This window comes from Dermabacter hominis NBRC 106157 (genome assembly GCF_001570785.1).
GTDB lineage: Bacteria > Actinomycetota > Actinomycetes > Actinomycetales > Dermabacteraceae > Dermabacter > Dermabacter hominis.
Genome location: NZ_BCSI01000003.1, coordinates 13,291 through 30,420 on the forward strand (window position 1 = coordinate 13,291; position 17,130 = coordinate 30,420).

Genomic DNA, 17,130 nt, shown 5'->3' on the forward strand with positions numbered 1-17,130 from the left:
TGAGATCCCTTGCACGGGTGGGCCGAAGCGCTCTCGGTCAGCGCGCAGGTCGATAGATTGAAAGCGTGAACGATTCACCCATCGGGATTTTTGATAGCGGGATCGGCGGGCTCACTGTCGCACGCGCGATCATCGATCAGTTGCCGAATGAAGAGCTTTTCTACATCGGCGACACGGCCCACACGCCCTATGGCGACAAACCGCTCGCGAAGGTGCGGGAATACGCTCTCGGGGTCATGGACGAACTCGTCGAGCACGACGTCAAGATGCTCGTGATCGCGTGCAACACGGCAACCGCGGCAGTTCTTGCCGATGCGCGCGAGCGCTACAGCGTTCCCGTTCTCGAAGTCATCAAACCGGCCGTGCGCCGCGCCGTGTCCGTGACCCACAACAAGCGAATCGGCGTGATCGGTACGCGTGCGACCGTGAAGTCGGGGGCCTACCAGGATGCCTTTTCAGCGGCGCTTGACGTTCATGTGGAGGCCGCAGCCTGCCCCCGCTTCGTCGAGTTCCTCGAGAGCGGGACCGATTCGGGCGAGGAGGTCCTCGCTGCCGCGGAAGAGTACCTCGCGCCCCTCAAAGCAGCGGGCGTGGACACGCTCGTGCTTGGCTGCACGCACTATCCGCTGCTCGCCGGCGTAATCAGCTACGTGATGGGGCCGGACGTCACGCTCGTGTCATCCTCGGAAGAAACCGCAATCGACGTGTACCGCACACTTCAGGGTGAAAACCTCATGCGCACGGCGGCCACCGCGCCGAGCCACATCTTCGCTGAGACGGCGCCGCGCGTGGGCCGCACGAGCAACTTCGCACGCCTCTCGCAGCGCTTCCTCGGCCCCGCGATTACCCACACGACCTCCATCCCCGCCCGTGAGGAGAATGCATGAGCATCGAATTGACAGTGGTGGGCTGCTCCGGCAGCTATGAGGGTCCGGGCGAGCCGGCCTCGTGCTACCTCGTGACCGTGCCCGGTAAACGCGGTAAGCCGTTTCGCATCCTCATCGATTGTGGCAATGGTGCCCTCTCTAACCTTCACAAGGTCATCGACCCGTCTCACATCGACATCATTCTCATTTCGCACCTGCATGCGGATCACTTCCTTGACCTCGCGGGACTCGAGGTCTACCTCGCCTACCACCCGCTGGTCAACTGCCCGACGGTCCGCGTTTTCGCGCCCGAAGGTATCGATGAACGCTTGAGCGCCGCGACCGGCAATCCCGACCCCATCCCGCCTGGCGCAAGCCGCGCCCCCTACGAGTTCATTGCGCTATCGGAGGGGGACAGCATCGAAGCGGGGCGCGCGATCATCACGGCGGTTCCCGTGGAGCACCCCGTTCCCGCATTCGGCTTCCGTATCGCCGTGGGCGACACCGTACTCGCCTACACGGGCGATACCGACGTGTGCGAGGGCGCCTCGGCTCTCGCAAGTGGCGTTGACCTTCTATTGTGCGAGGCCGGGTACGTTGAGGGGCGCGACGACCACTTCCAGGGCATCCACTTGACGGGCAAGCGTGCCGGAATTCTGGCGCGCGAAGCCGGTGTGAAGAAGCTTGTGCTGACCCACATCCCGCCGTGGACCGATCGCAAAGTCCCGCTCGAAGAGGCGAGGGCCGAGTTCGACGGGCCTCTCGAACTCGCCGAGTCACTTCGCACCTACACGCTTTAATTCCCAGCTCGCAACCAACGAGGAGAAAGCCATGACCGAGCAGATCACCCGAGTCGACGGGCGCACCGTCGATCAGCTCCGCGACGTAAGGATCACGCGCGGTTGGCTTGACCACGCCGAAGGCAGCTGCCTGATCGAATTTGGGCGCACGCGCGTGCTGTGCGCGGCGAGCTTCACGGAGGGTGTGCCGCGCTGGAAGAAGGGCAGCGGCACGGGCTGGGTTACGGCGGAATACGCCATGCTTCCGCGCGCGACCGGGAGCCGCTCGGATCGCGAGAGCGTCAAGGGCAAGATCGGTGGGCGCACCCACGAAATCTCGCGACTCATCGGTCGCTCGCTTCGAAGCGTCGTCGATATGAAGGCGCTTGGCGAGAACACGATTCAGCTCGATTGTGACGTTCTGCAAGCTGACGGTGGAACGCGGACCGCAGCAATCACGGGCGCGTATGTCGCCCTCGTCGACGCGATCACGTGGGGCAAACGCCATGCCTCGATCCCGGTGCTCGCCGACGTCTTGCGCGACTCCGTGTCGGCGGTGAGCGTCGGCATCATTGATGGCACCCCGATGCTTGACCTCGAGTACCGCGAGGACGTCAAGGCCGAAACCGACATGAACGTCGTCATGACCGGTTCGGGCGAGTTCGTTGAGGTTCAGGGAACAGCCGAGGGAGCACCCTTTAGCTACGACGAGCTGAACCAACTCCTTGGCCTGGCCTCCCAGGGCTGTGAACAGTTGATCCAGATGCAGCTCGCGGCGTTTGAGGAGCGCCAGTGAGTACCGGTGCGAAGATCGTTCTCGCGAGCCACAACGCCAAGAAGCTCAAGGAACTGCGCGAGGTACTCGCGGGGGCGATCGACGGCTTCGACCCGGCTCTTGTCGTCTCCAGTGCCGAATTGGGCCTCACCGACCCGGTTGAGGATGGCGTGAGCTTCGAGGAGAACGCTCTGATCAAGGCACGTTCGGCGGCGCGAGAGAGCGGCCTCATCGCGATCGCCGATGACTCGGGTCTTGCCGTTGATATTCTCGGCGGAAGCCCGGGGATCTTCAGTGCCCGCTGGTCGGGCCGCCACGGCGATGACGCCGCCAACAACGCCCTCCTTCTCGCTCAGCTCGCCGATATCGCACCGGCCCACCGCGGAGCGCAGTTTGTGTGTGCGGCCGCAGCGGTCATTCCCCATTCCGACGGTGGCAGCGCTCGAGAGGTTGTCGAGCTCGGCACGATGCGAGGGGCCCTCCTTCGCGAGCCGCGCGGCGAGGGCGGGTTTGGCTACGATCCGCTTTTCGTCCCTGAGGGGTACGAAAAGACGTCGGCTGAACTCACTGCCGAGGAGAAAAATGCGATCAGCCACCGCGGCAAGGCGTTTCGCGCGTTGGCCGGGCGACTCGCGAGCCTGATCTGATTCCCGCGGGGCGCTTGCGCGCCTGAGACGCTAGGCGTTTGTTGCTAGTTGATGCCCCCGGCTGCAAGGGCGCGGCGCACGAGAATCGCATGCGACTGCTCAAGTTCGTTCATGACGGCTGACTCAAGGATCGTCGCCGCATCGAACCATCCGAGATCGAGTGCATCTTCTTGCGGGGCGCAGTCGCCCTCGACGGGAACGATGTACGCGAGTGAAACCGCGTGCTGGCGCGGGTCCACGAACGGCGACTGGCCCGGGGTGGGGAAGTATTCCGCAACGGTAAAAGGCACCATCGACGTGGGGACCTTCGGAAGCGCCACGGTACCGAGATCCTTCTCGACGTGGCGAATGATGGCCTCGCGAAGGCTCTCGTGCACGAGGACGCGGCCAGAGACGAGGGAGCGAATGATGCGCCCGGAACCGTCGGCGCGAAGAAGCAGACCGATGTCCTTGATCGCCCCGTAGGGGTCGAGTCGAACGGGGACGACATCGATGTAGAGGATCGGGAGCTTACGACGGAGCTCACGGATCTCGTCGTCGTCAAACCAGTTGGATTCGGTTCCCACTGCGGTGCGCGTCATCGTGACTCCTCGGTGGTGTGGCTAGGTGCTTTTTCGGTTGTCGGGCGGTACTCCTCGAGTGCGGAGCGTTCGGCGAGCGGGAGGGTGGCCGGGTCAATGCCGCTTGGCGCGTCCCAGGCGGGATCGAAGCGGGGGAGCGCACCCTCCTCGTGTGCCCATTCGAATGGTTCGCGTAGCGAATAGCCCGCGATCATAGGGACTCGCCAGAGCGTGGGGGAGACCTCGAGGAGCGTGAGCGAGGTGTTAGGGAGCGAGGTGAAGTCGCGCTGTGCGACGGCACTGGCCAGGTATCGAATGAGAGTCCCGTGCGCGACCACGAGAATCCGTCCATCGGGGTGCTGCGCCGATACGTCGCGCACCGCTGCGCATGCGCGCTCGAGGACAGCATCGACGCTTTCCCGGTCGGGAAAATCACGCTCTGGATAGGCCGCGTAGGCCTCGGCGCTGGGTTTGCCTTCCGCCCAGCCAAAATCGACTTCGCGGAACCCCTCGTGGACGCCGATCAACGGAAGGCTGTGGTCGGTCGCGATCACTTCGGCGGTGAGGCGGGCACGAATGAGAGGTGAGCTCATGACGCCGTCCCAGGCGAACTCCGGGGTGGAATCGAGAGCGTGATGGGCCTGCTCAACCCCGGTCGCGTTGAGGGGAACATCGCTTGCCCCCTGGAAGATGTGCGCGAGGTTCCAGTCCGTCTGGCCGTGACGGACGAGGCCAATCAGGGTCATCGCTTCCTCCTCAACGCTGGCGCGTTGTCGAGATGAGAGGGAGTACGCACGGGGGGACTTGAACCCCCACGCCCGAGGGCACTGGAACCTAAATCCAGCGCGTCTACCAATTCCGCCACGTGCGCATACCCGTCTAGCCTACCCGGCCAAGGGGTCGCGGTGAAAGTCCAGCCTACGACCGGTAGACTCGAGCGGTACGACCACGCGACCATACATCCCGGGAGGAACTCGTGGGAAAGAAGAAGGAAAGCCTCGAGGAGATGAAGGGCGAGGCCCTGCGCCGCCAGGACAATCTCGCCGCTGACATCGACGAGCTGCTCGACCGCATCAACCCCGTCAACGCCATCCAGCGCTGGAAGAACGAAGCAACGGATTCCGCGAAGTCTTTTTTCGTCGCCGATAGCGGCGCCGTCAAGCCCGCACCGGTCGCGGGCCTCATCGGTGGCGCTCTCGGCCTTCTCGCGATTACCGCTGGCGCGATTGTCCTCGTGACGCGCACGCCGAAGGACGGCGACTACTACGACCGGGACTACCGTCAGAAGTGAGTGACACACCCGCGCTTCCGCTCCGGATGCTTCACGACCGCCTCTTGGTCGAGCCGGATCCCGAGGGCGAGCGCCGCAGCAAGTCCGGGATTCTGATCCCGGCAACCGTAAGCGTGTCGACTCGCCTGTCGTGGGCGAACGTCGTCGCCGCCGGTAGCAACGTGCGCCAAGTGCGCGTAGGCGATCGCGTGCTCTTTGATCCGGGCGACCGTGCCGAGGTCGAACTCGACGCGAAGGTATACGTGCTCCTTCGCGAACGCGACGTGCACGCTGTGTACGAAGATGCGCACGAAGGCGACGTCACCGGCCTCTATCTCTGAACCTCTTGCTCCTCCGATTGGAAGGAATCATTCATGACCACCACAAAAACCGCCGTCATCACGGGTTCGTCGCGAGGCGTAGGTGCTGACACCGCGAAGATTCTCGCCGCGGAAGGTTACAACGTCGTCGTCAACTATCGTCAAAAGGCGCCGCGGGCGAACAAGGTCGTGAAAGAAATCGAAGAGGCCGGCGGTCGCGCCGTCGCCGTGGGCGCCGACCTCACGAGCGAAGAGGATCTCGACCGCCTCATGCAAACGGCGATCGACGAGTTTGGTTCGCTCGATCTGCTCGTTCTCAACGCCTCAGGCGGTATGGAGAAGGATCTCGGCGACAACTACGCGCTTCGCCTCAATCGCGACGCACAATCGAACGCTCTCACCGCGGCGCTCTCGCGCATGAATCCCGGCGGTCGCGTCATCTTCGTGACGAGCCACCAGGCGCACTTCATCAACGACGTTGACACCATGGACGCGTACGACGCGGTCGCGAAGTCGAAGCGTGCGGGCGAGGACGAGCTGACATCGCGCATCCCCGAGATGAGCGAGAAGGGCGTGAGCTTTGTGGTCGTCTCGGGCGACATGATCGAGGGAACGGTCACGGCGACCCTCCTCAACCGCATGGAGCCGGGTGCGCTCGAGGCACGTCGCGAGGCAGCCGGGAAGCTGTACTCGGTGCGCGAGTTTGCAGAAGAGATCGCGAAGCTCGCGACGGCTGACCTGCCCACGGGGCACATTGAGCTCGTGGGCGGCGCACAGGACTTCCTCGCGCAGGTGGACGCGAAGTAAGCATTATGACAGTGGGCCCCGCGCGCACGAGGAAAGAGCCATAAATGGAACTCATCGTCCTCGCGCTCGTGGGGCTCACCGTTCTTGTTGCCTCCGCGCTTTTCTCGCGCCGCACCGGCATCGCGGCGCCGCTCCTCCTTCTCGTGCTCGGGATCGTCGCGAGTTTCACCCCGTGGATTCCCGACGTTGAACTCACGAACGAGATGGTTCTCCTCGGCGTGCTTCCGCCGATTCTTTTCGCCTCGGGTCGCAACGTGCCCGTGATTGAGCTTCGACGAAACCTCAAGCCGATTGCGTGGCTCAGTATCGTCATGGTCATAGTGCCGGCCGTCCTCGTGGGCGTGATCGTGCACCTGCTTTTTTGCGAGATCTCCCTTCCACTCGCCATCGCACTTGGGGCCGCGGTATCGCCGATCGATGCGGTCGCGGCGACGAGCATCGGCCGGCGTCTCGGCCTTCCCGATCGCCTCATGACTTTGCTCGAGGGGGAGAGCCTCTTCAACGACGCGGCCGCTCTCGTGACGATGCGGATGGCGGTCGCAACCCTCGCGACCGGATTCTCACTCGTCGAAGCGAGCCTCGGCTTCCTGTGGGCTGTCGCGGGCGGGCTGGCGATCGGGTATGTGACGGGTCGGGTCATTAATTGGGCCCGTGGCCGACTCAACGACCCGGTCCTCGTCACCATCGTGACTCTCGCGAGCCCGTGGGCCTCGTATATTCCTGCCGAGCAAGTGCACGCTTCCGGCGTGATTGCCGTTGTAGTGTGCGCGGTTGTGATGGCGCATCTCGCGCCGCGGTCCCTCAATGCGGAGGAACGCGCGATGGTCCGCTCGACCTGGGCAACTACGAGCTACGTGCTCGAGCACGCGGTGTTCCTTCTCATGGGCATGCAAGTGGCGCGGCTCGTGAACGACTCGCGCGTGAGTGGAAGCCTGGGGCGCGTGTGGCTTATGGCGCTCGTTGTGCTCGCCGTGTTGATCGTGCTGCGTGCGTGTGGCGTCGCGGTTGTCGTGTGGATGTCGAATCACCGCGAGGCCCGTGCCCGCGCGCTCGGGCACACGCTCAAGGGCGGCCTCACCGAGAAGGGCGAGCAGCGTGCGCGTAACCGCTTCGGTTCGAACTGGGAATCGGAAAGCTCGCGATGGCTCAATCGCACTCGTGCCGACATCGATTACGCGCTCACCGAGCAGATTTCGCCGAAGGGCGGAATCGTGCTGGCATGGGCGGGGATGCGAGGAGTCGTGACCCTCGCGGCGATCCAAACCCTCCCCTATGTTGCGGGAGGTCAGCTCGTCGAGTATCGCGGCGCGGTCATATTTGTCGCCTTCCTCGTAGCCGTGGGGTCGCTGCTGCTCTTCGGGGGGACGCTCCCGTTCGTTATTCGCGCAACGGGTCTTGCGGCACCCGGCATTGATGAGCGGCGGCACGAGGAAAAGATGCTCGTGAGGAGCATGCTGGAGACGGTCAACCGTGAGCTCGGCCCCCTCGCCGAGCAGACGATCGACGGCAAGCCGGTTCCGCCGCACGTCATCACGAAGCTTGAAAGGCGAATGGCGGCGCTCAACAACCGCACGAACACGGAAGCTCTTCGGCTCGAGAGGGATACGCGCGATGTCTACTGGGCGCTCTTCACGCGCTATCTGGATGCGCTCCGGCTCGCTCTCGAGGAGGAGCGTTCGGTGGGCGCCTACTCTCATCACGCGTTCCACGCGGTAGAGGACATGCTCGATAGGTTCGAGGTCAACGCGCGTTCGCGCGTATGAGAGGGGCGCCCGACGCTTGCCTTCTCTCTAGAGCCATCCTCGTTCGTCGGCGCGTTTTGCGGCGGCAGCCCTCGTCGCGGCGCCGGTTTTGTGGATTGCCGAGGATAGGTAATTTCGCACCGTTCCCTCGCTCAGGTGAACCTTTCTTGCGATGCTTGAGATTTTGTCGCCGTCGCGGGCGATGCGCAGGATTTCTTGCTCGCGTTCGGTGAGGGGGTTTGCTCCGTCGAAAAGCGACTCGGTCGCGAGCGCGGGATCGACGACGCGCCCGCCAGCGTGAACTTTTCTGACGGCTTCGGCGAGCTGATCGGCGGGTGTTTCCTTGACCACGAAGCCGCTTGCGCCGGCGTCGAGGGCGCGGCGAAGGTAGCCGGGCCGGCCGAAGGTCGTCACGATGAGGCAACGCGCATCGAGTCCCTCGCGCGTGATCGCAGCGGTCGCCTCGATGCCGTCGAGGCCTGGCATTTCGATGTCCAGGAGTGCAACGTCGATGTCGGTTGTTCGCGCAATCGCGAGTGCCTCTTCGCCGTGTGCCGCTTGCGCGACGACGTCGATGTCGTCCTCGAGACTCAGGAGCGCCGCGAGGGCGCCGCGCACCATCGCTTGGTCGTCCGCGATAAGAACCCTGATCACATCTGCACCTGCACTGTCGTTCCGTCGTTGCCGCCCGTGAGTGTGAGCGTTCCGCCCGCGCCTTCGACCCTTTCGCGTAGGCCGCGCAGGCCGTTTCCGCTCGTGCCCGAGAACCCTACGCCGTTGTCGGTGATGTCGATGCTGCGGGGACGAATCGTGATGACCGCTTTTTTGGCGTGTGAGTGGCGCACGATGTTCGTCATGGCCTCGCGCAGGCCCCACGCAAAGAGGGTCCTGTACTGCGGGTCGACGTCGGTGGCGTCGCCGCATACCGTGAGCTCGATCCCGGCTTCGCGCGCAACGGTTCGTGCCTGCTCGAGTTCGGCGCCAAGCTGACGCACGCGAAGGCCGAGCACCGTGGAGCGCACGTCGGCAATGCCTTCGCGCGACAGCTGGGTGATGAGGGCGATCTCGCGCTTCGCCGCGGCCGAGTCCTTATCCACGAGGCGCTCGGCGAGTTCGGATTTCAGCGCGATCGCGGTGAGCGTGTGCCCGAGGACGTCATGGATGTCGCGCGCGACTCTTTCGCGCTCGTCGAGAACGGCTTCCTGAGACGCGACGCGGGAGTCATCGATCGCGGACTTTGTGAAGAACACCGAACCCGCGCAGCCGAGGAACACACACGAGGCGATGATCCCGAACGACATCGACCACGGCTCTCGCGCGAGCAGGGGATAGGCGAGGATCGCGACCACGACGCATGCACCGGCGATATAACCGGGTTTCGGAGGTAAGAGGAAGACCGCCACGGGTACAAGAAACACCACGAGGCCGAGAGCATCGGTGCCAATGAGGAACATCTGCGCGACACACAGCGCTACAAGGAGCGTCATGAAGCCGACTGTTCTAGAGGTGATCGTCTCGGTGATCCGATCCGGATCGCGAAAGTGCCGAACCATCGACGCTGCATAGAGCGCAGCAAACGCGAGCGTCAGGAGGATTGAGAGTACGCCGGCAAGCGTCGGAATCCCTCCCTGGCATGCCGTTATCAGCGGGAAGGCGAGGAAAAGGAGCCACACGAGCGACATGGCATACGCGATTGCGCGCCTGCGCTCCACGGTGGCTCCTTGTTCCGTTTTGTCGAGCATTACTGCCTTTCGCGAGTCTTCCGGGCAAGCACGAGGGCGAGGACTACGAAGATCACGAGCCACACCGCCATGTTCACAAGCCCGTACCACAGCGGGTCCTCGTAAAAGTCCGCGCCGGTGGAGTACATCTTCCCATGGACCACGGGGTATTTGGCGAGCATCGCATATCCGTAAAGCGGCGTGAACCGGCCGATCTGGAGAAGCGTGCCGCTGAGGGGAATGAAGAGATTCCCGAGGAAGCCGAACAACACGAGAAGGCCGGTCGAAGCGTTGGCAGCGCCCTCGCTTCGCATGGCGAAGGCAAAAATAAGGCCGTAGAAGCCAAACATCATTGAGCCCACGAAGAGAATGAGGAACGAGACGATCCAATCCTCGAGCGGGGCCTCCGCTTTGGTGAGGGCGCCGATCGCATACACGATCACGAGCGGGAGGAGAGCGATGATGCTTCCAACTCCCACCTTGACCGCGATGTAGCGTGCGTCGCTCAGCGGCGTGAGTCCGAGCTGCCTGCCCCAACCGCGGATTTTTTCAACGCCGGCCTGCGTGGCAATGCCGGTTGTCGCGCTTGCGGCTCCATACGCGGCGAGGGCAATCATGATCGACATGGCAATGTTGCCGTCGCCGAAGTTGATATCGGCAAAGTCGTTTGTCGTCCCGATCGCGATGTAAATGAGGACCGGCAACCCCACGATGAAGAAGAGATTGACGAGATCTCTGAATTGGCGCTTGAGTTCGATCGCAAACATTAGCTGACCTTCCGATCTTTCGTGAGGCGAACAAAGGAGTCTTCGAGGGAGGGATGTGAGATTTCGAGTGCACTTACGCCGTCCATGGCGAGGAGGAACCGGGCCACGTCGTCGCTTTCGCTGCTGACGGTCGCCACACTCGAACCGTTGATCTCAACGCGCTGGCTCGGGAAGCGCTCGCGAAGGGCGGCCATGACAGTTTCGGGATTGTTCGCGCGCACACGCACTTCGCGCGCGCCGGTGAGATCGCGAATCTGGTCCGTGGGGCCGTCGGCCACGATCGAACCCTCGGAGATGAAAACGACGCGCCGCGCAAACTGCTCGGCCTCTTCGAGGTAGTGGGTGGCAAAAATGACCGTGCGTCCGGAGGTTGCCTCGGCCTGCATTCGATCCCAAAAAGCGCGGCGAGCCGTGACGTCCATGCCAGCCGTTGGCTCATCGAGGATGAGTACCTCGGGATCAGGCAGGAGCGCGAGCGCGAACTTGAGGCGTTGCTGCTCGCCGCCTGAACACGCCTTGACTTTGCGATCCGCGAGGTCCGTGATGCCCGCGAGCTCAAGAGCACGCCTGCCCATCGTGGGCTTCGGAAAGGTTGAGGCGATGTAATCGACGGTTTCTCCTACCGTGATGTCGGCAATGAGTCCGCCCGTTTGCAAAAGCGCCGAGACTTTGCCGGCCTTGATCGCTTCGCGTGGCGTGGTGCCGCATACCCGGAGGCGCCCCGACGAGGGTTGCGAAAGGCCGAGCACCATGTCGAGCGTTGTGGTTTTTCCCGCGCCGTTCGGCCCGAGAAACGCAAGAATCTCGCCGCGCTCGACCGTGAGGTCGATGTCGTTGACGGCAAGCACCGAGGGGAATTGTTTACGGAGCCCCGTGATCTCCACTGCGATGGTGTTCATGCCTCTAGTCTTTTTCAGGCACGAGTTCCTCGCTATCGGGAGCTGTCACGTGATTGACGTGACAGGTGTCATGTGTCGTCGAGCGGCAACGTGCTACATGCGCGACCAACCGAGACTCGACGGCCCGATCGTGGGGCGCCAGCCCGTTTCGCGCATGAAGCGAATTGACGAGACCCGCAGCGAGCGACGCTGCACGTCCATTTTCGCGGGCAGCACCGCTTGCGTTGCGGCGGGAAAGAACTTCGCATCCATGCCCGCGCGCGCTTCACGACCGAGGTCCTTCGCCCACCGTGCACGTGTGATCGGTTCGCCGCCCACGTTGTAGAAACCGGAACGGGCATCGAGGGCCGCGAGGAAGGCTCGGCCGGCGTCGATGTGGTGCACGAGAGTGAGGTAGTCGCTCGGCTTGCCTAGGAGAACCGCTTCTCCCTCACGGGTCTTGCGAAGAGCGTAGGTGGTGCCGGGGTCGCGGCCGTACAGCTGCCCGAGGCGGAGGATGACGGCGCTGCGTCCATTTTCCGCGAAGTTGACGGCGGCGCGCATTTCGCGCACGCGCGGCTTGAACGCGGGATTCTTAACAGCCAGCGGATGCTCCTCGCTGATCCACTTGCTTCCGTTGTCGGGGTACATGAACATCGAGGATTCTTGAATGAGTTTTCCGACCCCCGCACGCGCGGCGGCTGTAGCGATTGCTGCGGAGGCTTCAAGGTGAAGGCGGTCGTCCTCGCGCCAGGCGAAGGGGCGAAGTGCGCCCATTCCCGTGGGGATCTTCGCAAGGGTATTGATCACGACGTCGTGGCCGCGAAAGGTGCGCTCGAGGTCGCTTGCGGAGAAGACATCGGCGATGACGCCGTGAGCGCCGCGCCCCTCGACAATGGGAAGGCCGCGCTCGCGACGCGTGACACCCGTGACTTCGTGCCCGGCCGCGACGAGGGCCTCGACAGCCTGCTGCCCAAGGACTCCCGTGGCACCCGTGACTGCGATCCTCACCGCTCAGCTCCTTATGGTTCGGCTACGACTCACCGTCACAGTCTAAGTGGCGGCACTGAATGTGTGCTTCGGCATAAAAAGCCAGGCTCGATTGGCGCAAGCGGCACAGTGCGGCGTAAAGTATTTCTTCGTTAGGCGCCATTAGCTCAGTTGGTTAGAGCAACTGACTCTTAATCAGTGGGTCCGGGGTTCGAGTCCCTGATGGCGCACGACACGGAAGCCCCCGCTCGGAAGAGCGGGGGCTTCTTCATTGTTAACGGCAGCCATCCCATCGAAAATGATAGAGATCGGCACACCGAAGTATTCCGCCACCAGTGCCACCTCAGCCGCCTTCCAAGGTGAGTCGCCGCGCAACTTCATAAACACAGAGTTCTGCCCGATGCCAAGCACATCTGCTAGGTCGGCGTTCCTCATGCCGTGGAGTGCTACCAGTGCGCGAGTGGCCGCAGAAATTCGTTCGTCTACCGTTTGCTTTATGATTCCTACCTGATTCAGTGTCAACATACCCTCAGGGTGGGCGCTAACTGCATCGTTACCAATTTGTATTTAAGATGGTGCGAGGTTACTAAAAATAGTAGTCCGCTGTCCTTATGACTACTAGTGCTCGAATTGCAGACATCCTGCTCACACAAAAGGGCTACCCCGGACTTTATGACTGGGCAATGGACCAAAGGCGTTCCGTTCGGCCTGCGACCTGGGACGAAGTCGCATTGTCCTTACGAGCCGCGACTGACGAAAAAATTAACGTTCGCGGCCAAATGCTTCGCCGATGGGGTGAAGCTGCCGAGCAAGCGCGTGAGTCCGACGAGGGCTCGGCGCAGTAGGCGGTAGCGCGATGACTGACCAAGCGAGGTTTCGGGGAATCTTGGGCGGGCTAGCCGAAGACGGCTGGCACGGCGAAGCAGGTCCTGAGTTCGTGGAGCTCATCGGTGAAGTGCTTTCAGCTAAGTCTTCGACGCTCGAATGCAGTGGGGACTGCGTGAGCGAAGCGGTCTTGGTTGTGGCTGGCTGCGGTGGCGGTGATTTAGGGGTTTTCGCGGCGCGGTTGCTGGCGATGGATAACCCTCTCGGTTACGTGATTACGAGTGTCGCGACGAATCTTGATCGGGCTGCGGTTGAGGACGTGATGGGGGTTGGGTCTCGTCAGGTGGGGCCTGGAGTTGAGGCGGTGACACGGTTTTCGGAGCTGTCGCGTGCTGATGACGGCGACGGTTTTGACCATGTGCTGATGCAGGATGCGTGGGCTCGTGGTGTCGCGGGTGGCTCGGTTGCCACGTTTCAGTGGTGCTCATGGGCATCTGGGGGCGTGGGGATGCGGCGCGGAGTTCTTCGGCTTCGGCTTTCGTGGTGCCGGACTTGTTGCCGGCCTCGGCCTCGGCCTGGCGGACCCAGTTCGTCAGGCAGGAGAAGCTGGTGCCGAAGTCCTCGGCGATGTCCTTCAGGTGGGTGCCGTGCTCACGGTTCAGGGCGACACGGACGACGTCATCGCGGCCAGGTTAGTCGGGAAATAGCCTCGGCGGTATGCGCCTCCACAAAGGGCTATCGCCGCCCGACTACACACCTCGTTTGTTCACGAAATCCAAACCGATCTCCGAGAGCAACACGTTTGACCAACTCCCCATGCTTGGTCCTTAGAACTGGCCCGGAGTTCAGAGGAAGCTCACTTGAGATCTTGACCACACTAGAGTCGGCTGCTAGTTTGACTCAGGGGTGACCAACCGGTGCCTTCCGAAAAAGCCACAGGAGTACAGTAATGACGCAGGACTCACTGTACTATTCGAAAACCTACATCGCCTTTGATTCAGGGTGCGGGGAATGTAGCGCCATCTCTCACTCACTGGAGCAGGAAACCAACGGCAAACTCCTCGCACGACCTCTTTCCGACCCAGAGGTCGAACAGATCCGCATCAACCACTTCGGCCCAAACCCGCCACACATCCCCGTGGCGATCACGTTCAATCGTACTACCCCAAAGGTATACTCAGGCCCGCGGCTTGTTGCTCTCATGGCCCGCCGCTTTGGCCCGACTACGTCCCTTCTGTTGGCCCGAATTATCGGAGTTCACCGCAATAATGAACATCTAGCATTTACTACTCCTCATGCGGAGCGACGGTTCTTCAGTAGGCGCGCCGCGCTTCAAAGCGCAGCCGGGCTCGCGGCCGTCGCTACCATTGCAACCATCCATACACGGGTTGGCTCAGGGGTGGCGCATGCCCTCGAGCCGAAGCCGCTAAAGTCCAAGACTAGTGGTCTCGACCAGCCCAGCATCGACGAGCTGATGCAAGAGCTTTCGGAAGATAGCAACACAAGAGCTGCCCTCGCCGCACTTGACCTCGACCTGGCAACGAGTCTCCCGCGGAGCACAGCCATCGCTCAGAAGGGATTACGTGGTAAGGAGGCCACCGAGGCCGGGCAGCGTCCCGATGCGCCCGAAGCAATGCAATCGGAGTTCGCCCGGACAAGCTTCAGCGACGGCTCCCACCGGTCCGTCGCAGCCCTCCAGCTTCCCGACTCTCGGTTCCTCGTTTATACAAAAGAGACCGCCGAAGACGGCTCCACCGGAGTCGGCGTCGAAATATATAGGTATGACCAGGAAAACGACGCTCTCTCCCTTTCAGCCGCAAGTGTCAATGGTCGCGCGGAAAAGCCAATCCCAGCTGCCCAATTAGCTGCCACGTACGATGCTCACACAGCGAGAGCATCAAAGAAAGATCCTTGTGGCGGTTGCGCGAAGACGAACTATCAGGTGAGTGGATCCTGCCAGTCAAAGAACGTCATGCAGTGTCTGGAGCGAGCAGCAGGATGCGCTACATGCGCGGCACCATGCGCCTCATCTCCCACCGGCGCCGGTATCGCCCTCTGCCTAGCGTGCGCCTTCGCTTCATGCGGTCCCGCGTTGCGAGCATGCTGTTCAAAGTTTGGCGCCCCCAATGTCTGCGTTCCGTGCATGCGCCTTCCCTAACACGACGGCCCGAGAGATAGGAACCGCCATGATGAAAGACCGGTTAATCGGTGCGCTATTCGGCATATGCTTAGGCGTATCTAGCTCCATCGCAGTAAGTGATGCCTTCACTCAACAGACGCATGCTATTTGGTCCAGCATTGGGGCACTCGCAGTCCTTGTCGCGACCGGGGGCTTCGTGTTCAAGGGACGCAGTGCACACTCACAGCCGTCGCCGCCACGAGAGGCAGAACGCGGACCGAACCGCAGCACGCGCACTGCGGCAGAGCCCAACCGGGTCGACTCCTAGGACCTCGGGCGGCTGAAAACGCCCCCGCGGCGGGTGCGCTGCCGATGCGATCACATTCGGCAGCGCACCCATCAACAGGCAGATGTAGCCGACGCACGAGCACCTCCCAACAACGTATGCACCAGGCTCTTCCTCGGCGCAGGAGTTTAAGCGCGATTTGAAAAGCAATCAGGAGGGACTGCTGCGCGGAAAGGTGACATCTGATCTGGCTTGCCCGCAGGGCGGCCTGGAACGATGTGCCCTATGCCCGCTCCCTACCCTCGAGAGTTCCGCGATGACGTCGTACGGGTGGCCCGGTCCCGTGAGGACGGCGTCACGCTCGCGCAGATCGCGAAGGACTTCGGAATCCACGAGATGGCGCTCCATAAATGGATCCGCCAGGCCGATATCGATGACGGCAACCGCCCCGGGAGGACCCGTGAGGACTCGACGGAACTGCGCGATCTCCGTCGCCGCAACCGGGTGCTGGAGCAGGAGAACGAGGTCCTCCGTCGAGCGGCCGCCTACCTGTCCCAGACGAATCTGCCGGGAAATGGTTCTAACCGCTCGTGAGCGAGCTCGCCGCTGACGGGATCCCCGTCGCGGTGTCCTTGCGGGTCCTGAACCTCTCCCGCCAGCCCTACTACCGCTGGCGAAACCGGCAGGTCACCGCCTCCGAGCTGACCGAGGCCTACCGGGCAAACGCTCTGTTCGACGCCCACCGGGACGATCCCGAGTTCGGATCCAGATTCCTAGTAGGGGAGGGGAGGCCCGCGCCGCGGGCGAAGTGATGTGCGAGAAAACCGCGTGGCGGATCTGCCGAGATAACCAGTGGTGGCCCGTGTTCGGGAAGAAGCGCGGTAAGAACAGGAAACGCCCAGGCCCGAGCGTGCACGACGATCTCGTCCAGCGGGACTTCACCGCAGGTGACGTCAACGAGCTCTGGCTGACCGACATCACCGAGCACTGGACCGACGAGGGCAAGCTCTACCTGTGCGCGATCAAAGACGAGTTCTTCGGGAGGATCGTGGGCTACTCGATCAGCGGCCGGATGAAGGCCCGTCTCGCGGTGAACGCCCTGAACAACGCGGTATCGCGCCGTTCCGATGCTGCTGGGTGCATCGTGCACGCGGACCGAGGATTCCAGTTCCGAGCGCGAAGCTTCGTGCACGCCCTGAACCGCCACCACCTCATCGGGTGGATGGGCAAAGTTGGTGCGGCCGGCGACAACGCAGCGATGGACTCCTTCTTCGCACTCCTGCAGAAAAACGTTCCGGACCGCAAGCGGTGGCGGACCCGCGAAGAACTCCGCATCGCAATCGGCACCTGGATCGAGAGAACGTACCACCCGCGCCGCCGACAAACGCGACTGGGCCGACTGCCCCCATCGAATACGAGACCATCATGAACCAGGCCGTGAGCCTCGCAGCCTGACACCACCATTGTCACCTAATCGTGCAGAAGTTCCCTTTGTCTGTGGGACTGAGTTTTGCGTACCACTCGGACACTTCCATGCTGCAGTGCAGTGTCCACGTCGTGCCATCACCATATTGCCCAAGATATATATCGTCAAAGGTGTAGCGTCACTCAGGCGGTCATCCGCTGCCGCCGGTGAAATCAACCTCGATAAGGTCGCCTGGTTTGGGACTCTTAATCAGTGGGTCCGGGGTTCGAGTCCCTGATGGCGCACAACAGAAGCCCCCGCTCCTTGAGCGGGGGCTTCACTGCTATATAACGACGCAAGGTCGGTGTAGGAC

Annotated in this window: 18 protein-coding genes, 2 tRNA genes and 1 pseudogene; 12 read left to right on the forward strand and 9 right to left on the reverse strand. The window is 62.5% G+C overall.

The features are described from left to right. The first annotated feature begins 65 nt into the window (after positions 1 to 65). Genes murI through rdgB form a run of 4 tightly spaced genes read left to right on the forward strand, consistent with a single transcriptional unit; the run spans position 66 to position 3,067 of the window. A complete protein-coding gene (gene murI / locus DEHOM01_RS04195; RefSeq protein WP_016664953.1) occupies positions 66 to 887 on the forward strand; it encodes a glutamate racemase in 822 nt (273 codons plus the stop codon). Beyond that, positions 884 to 1,666, forward strand: a complete 783-nt coding sequence (locus tag DEHOM01_RS04200; protein WP_061211654.1) for an MBL fold metallo-hydrolase — start codon at positions 884 to 886, stop codon at positions 1,664 to 1,666. The genes murI and DEHOM01_RS04200 overlap by 4 nt, the downstream gene beginning before the upstream one ends. Positions 1,667 to 1,697: 31 nt before the next feature. Then, positions 1,698 to 2,441 carry a ribonuclease PH gene (gene rph, locus DEHOM01_RS04205; RefSeq protein WP_061211655.1) on the forward strand — a complete coding sequence of 248 codons (744 nt, stop codon included), beginning with the start codon at positions 1,698 to 1,700 and terminating at the stop codon, positions 2,439 to 2,441. Next, entirely contained in the window at positions 2,438 to 3,067 is a 630-nt protein-coding gene (gene rdgB, locus DEHOM01_RS04210; RefSeq protein ID WP_061211656.1) for an RdgB/HAM1 family non-canonical purine NTP pyrophosphatase, read from the forward strand. The genes rph and rdgB overlap by 4 nt, the downstream gene beginning before the upstream one ends. Positions 3,068 to 3,111: 44 nt before the next feature. Here rdgB and DEHOM01_RS04215 read toward each other — a convergent pair whose 3' ends face one another. The 3 genes from DEHOM01_RS04215 to DEHOM01_RS04225 all read right to left on the reverse strand — a co-directional run bounded on the left by DEHOM01_RS04215 (position 3,112) and on the right by DEHOM01_RS04225 (position 4,498). After that, positions 3,112 to 3,648: a DUF4916 domain-containing protein gene (locus DEHOM01_RS04215; protein WP_016664949.1), complete on the reverse strand. Its 537-nt coding sequence runs from the start codon at positions 3,646 to 3,648 to the stop codon at positions 3,112 to 3,114. After that, positions 3,645 to 4,373, reverse strand: coding sequence for a histidine phosphatase family protein (locus tag DEHOM01_RS04220; RefSeq protein ID WP_061211657.1), 729 nt, complete (start codon positions 4,371 to 4,373; stop codon positions 3,645 to 3,647). The genes DEHOM01_RS04215 and DEHOM01_RS04220 overlap by 4 nt, the downstream gene beginning before the upstream one ends. A 43-nt stretch (positions 4,374 to 4,416) precedes the next feature. Beyond that, positions 4,417 to 4,498: transfer RNA gene (locus DEHOM01_RS04225), tRNA-Leu, on the reverse strand. A gap of 105 nt (positions 4,499 to 4,603) precedes the next feature. Here DEHOM01_RS04225 and DEHOM01_RS04230 point away from each other — a divergent pair. Genes DEHOM01_RS04230 through DEHOM01_RS04245 form a run of 4 tightly spaced genes read left to right on the forward strand, consistent with a single transcriptional unit; the run spans position 4,604 to position 7,787 of the window. Beyond that, positions 4,604 to 4,918: a hypothetical protein gene (locus DEHOM01_RS04230; RefSeq protein ID WP_061211658.1), complete on the forward strand. Its 315-nt coding sequence runs from the start codon at positions 4,604 to 4,606 to the stop codon at positions 4,916 to 4,918. Continuing rightward, entirely contained in the window at positions 4,915 to 5,238 is a 324-nt protein-coding gene (locus DEHOM01_RS04235; protein ID WP_016664946.1) for a GroES family chaperonin, read from the forward strand. Before DEHOM01_RS04230 ends, DEHOM01_RS04235 begins: the two co-directional genes overlap by 4 nt. 33 nt (positions 5,239 to 5,271) lie before the next feature. Then, positions 5,272 to 6,024, forward strand: a complete 753-nt coding sequence (locus DEHOM01_RS04240) for an SDR family oxidoreductase (RefSeq protein WP_061211659.1) — start codon at positions 5,272 to 5,274, stop codon at positions 6,022 to 6,024. 44 nt (positions 6,025 to 6,068) lie between these two features. Continuing rightward, positions 6,069 to 7,787, forward strand: a complete 1,719-nt coding sequence (locus tag DEHOM01_RS04245) for a cation:proton antiporter (RefSeq protein WP_061211660.1) — start codon at positions 6,069 to 6,071, stop codon at positions 7,785 to 7,787. Between the two features lie 27 nt (positions 7,788 to 7,814). Here DEHOM01_RS04245 and DEHOM01_RS04250 read toward each other — a convergent pair whose 3' ends face one another. The 5 genes from DEHOM01_RS04250 to DEHOM01_RS04270 all read right to left on the reverse strand — a co-directional run bounded on the left by DEHOM01_RS04250 (position 7,815) and on the right by DEHOM01_RS04270 (position 12,143). Next, positions 7,815 to 8,420 (reverse strand): response regulator transcription factor, encoded by a 606-nt coding sequence (locus DEHOM01_RS04250; protein WP_276325410.1) that lies wholly within the window; start codon positions 8,418 to 8,420, stop codon positions 7,815 to 7,817. Then, entirely contained in the window at positions 8,417 to 9,478 is a 1,062-nt protein-coding gene (locus DEHOM01_RS10205; RefSeq protein ID WP_245630649.1) for a sensor histidine kinase, read from the reverse strand. The genes DEHOM01_RS04250 and DEHOM01_RS10205 overlap by 4 nt, the downstream gene beginning before the upstream one ends. 29 nt (positions 9,479 to 9,507) lie before the next feature. After that, on the reverse strand, positions 9,508 to 10,254 hold the full coding sequence (locus DEHOM01_RS04260) for an ABC transporter permease (RefSeq protein WP_061211662.1): 747 nt from the start codon (positions 10,252 to 10,254) through the stop codon (positions 9,508 to 9,510). After that, positions 10,254 to 11,153: an ABC transporter ATP-binding protein gene (locus DEHOM01_RS04265; RefSeq protein WP_061211663.1), complete on the reverse strand. Its 900-nt coding sequence runs from the start codon at positions 11,151 to 11,153 to the stop codon at positions 10,254 to 10,256. The genes DEHOM01_RS04260 and DEHOM01_RS04265 overlap by 1 nt, the downstream gene beginning before the upstream one ends. A 93-nt stretch (positions 11,154 to 11,246) precedes the next feature. Further along, positions 11,247 to 12,143, reverse strand: coding sequence for an NAD-dependent epimerase/dehydratase family protein (locus tag DEHOM01_RS04270; protein ID WP_061211664.1), 897 nt, complete (start codon positions 12,141 to 12,143; stop codon positions 11,247 to 11,249). Between the two features lie 135 nt (positions 12,144 to 12,278). On the opposite strand from DEHOM01_RS04270, the gene DEHOM01_RS04275 reads away from it, so the two are divergent. After that, positions 12,279 to 12,352: transfer RNA gene (locus DEHOM01_RS04275), tRNA-Lys, on the forward strand. Here the strand turns inward: DEHOM01_RS04275 and DEHOM01_RS09720 are convergent. Then, complete coding sequence (locus tag DEHOM01_RS09720; RefSeq protein ID WP_167346644.1) at positions 12,318 to 12,557, reverse strand: helix-turn-helix domain-containing protein; 240 nt, start codon at positions 12,555 to 12,557, stop codon at positions 12,318 to 12,320. The genes DEHOM01_RS04275 and DEHOM01_RS09720 overlap by 35 nt on opposite strands. 176 nt (positions 12,558 to 12,733) lie before the next feature. On the opposite strand from DEHOM01_RS09720, the gene DEHOM01_RS10055 reads away from it, so the two are divergent. The 3 genes and pseudogenes from DEHOM01_RS10055 (at position 12,734) to DEHOM01_RS04295 (ending at position 16,807) form a co-directional block, all read left to right on the forward strand. Next, a complete protein-coding gene (locus DEHOM01_RS10055) occupies positions 12,734 to 12,967 on the forward strand; it encodes a hypothetical protein (RefSeq protein ID WP_150332983.1) in 234 nt (77 codons plus the stop codon). A 444-nt stretch (positions 12,968 to 13,411) separates the two neighbouring features. After that, the gene (locus DEHOM01_RS04280) at positions 13,412 to 13,654 is read left to right on the forward strand and encodes a hypothetical protein (protein ID WP_144246000.1); all 243 of its coding nucleotides are present in this window, start codon (positions 13,412 to 13,414) and stop codon (positions 13,652 to 13,654) included. A gap of 1,983 nt (positions 13,655 to 15,637) precedes the next feature. Continuing rightward, positions 15,638 to 16,807: pseudogene (locus DEHOM01_RS04295) on the forward strand (IS3 family transposase). Positions 16,808 to 17,130: the final 323 nt, after the last annotated feature.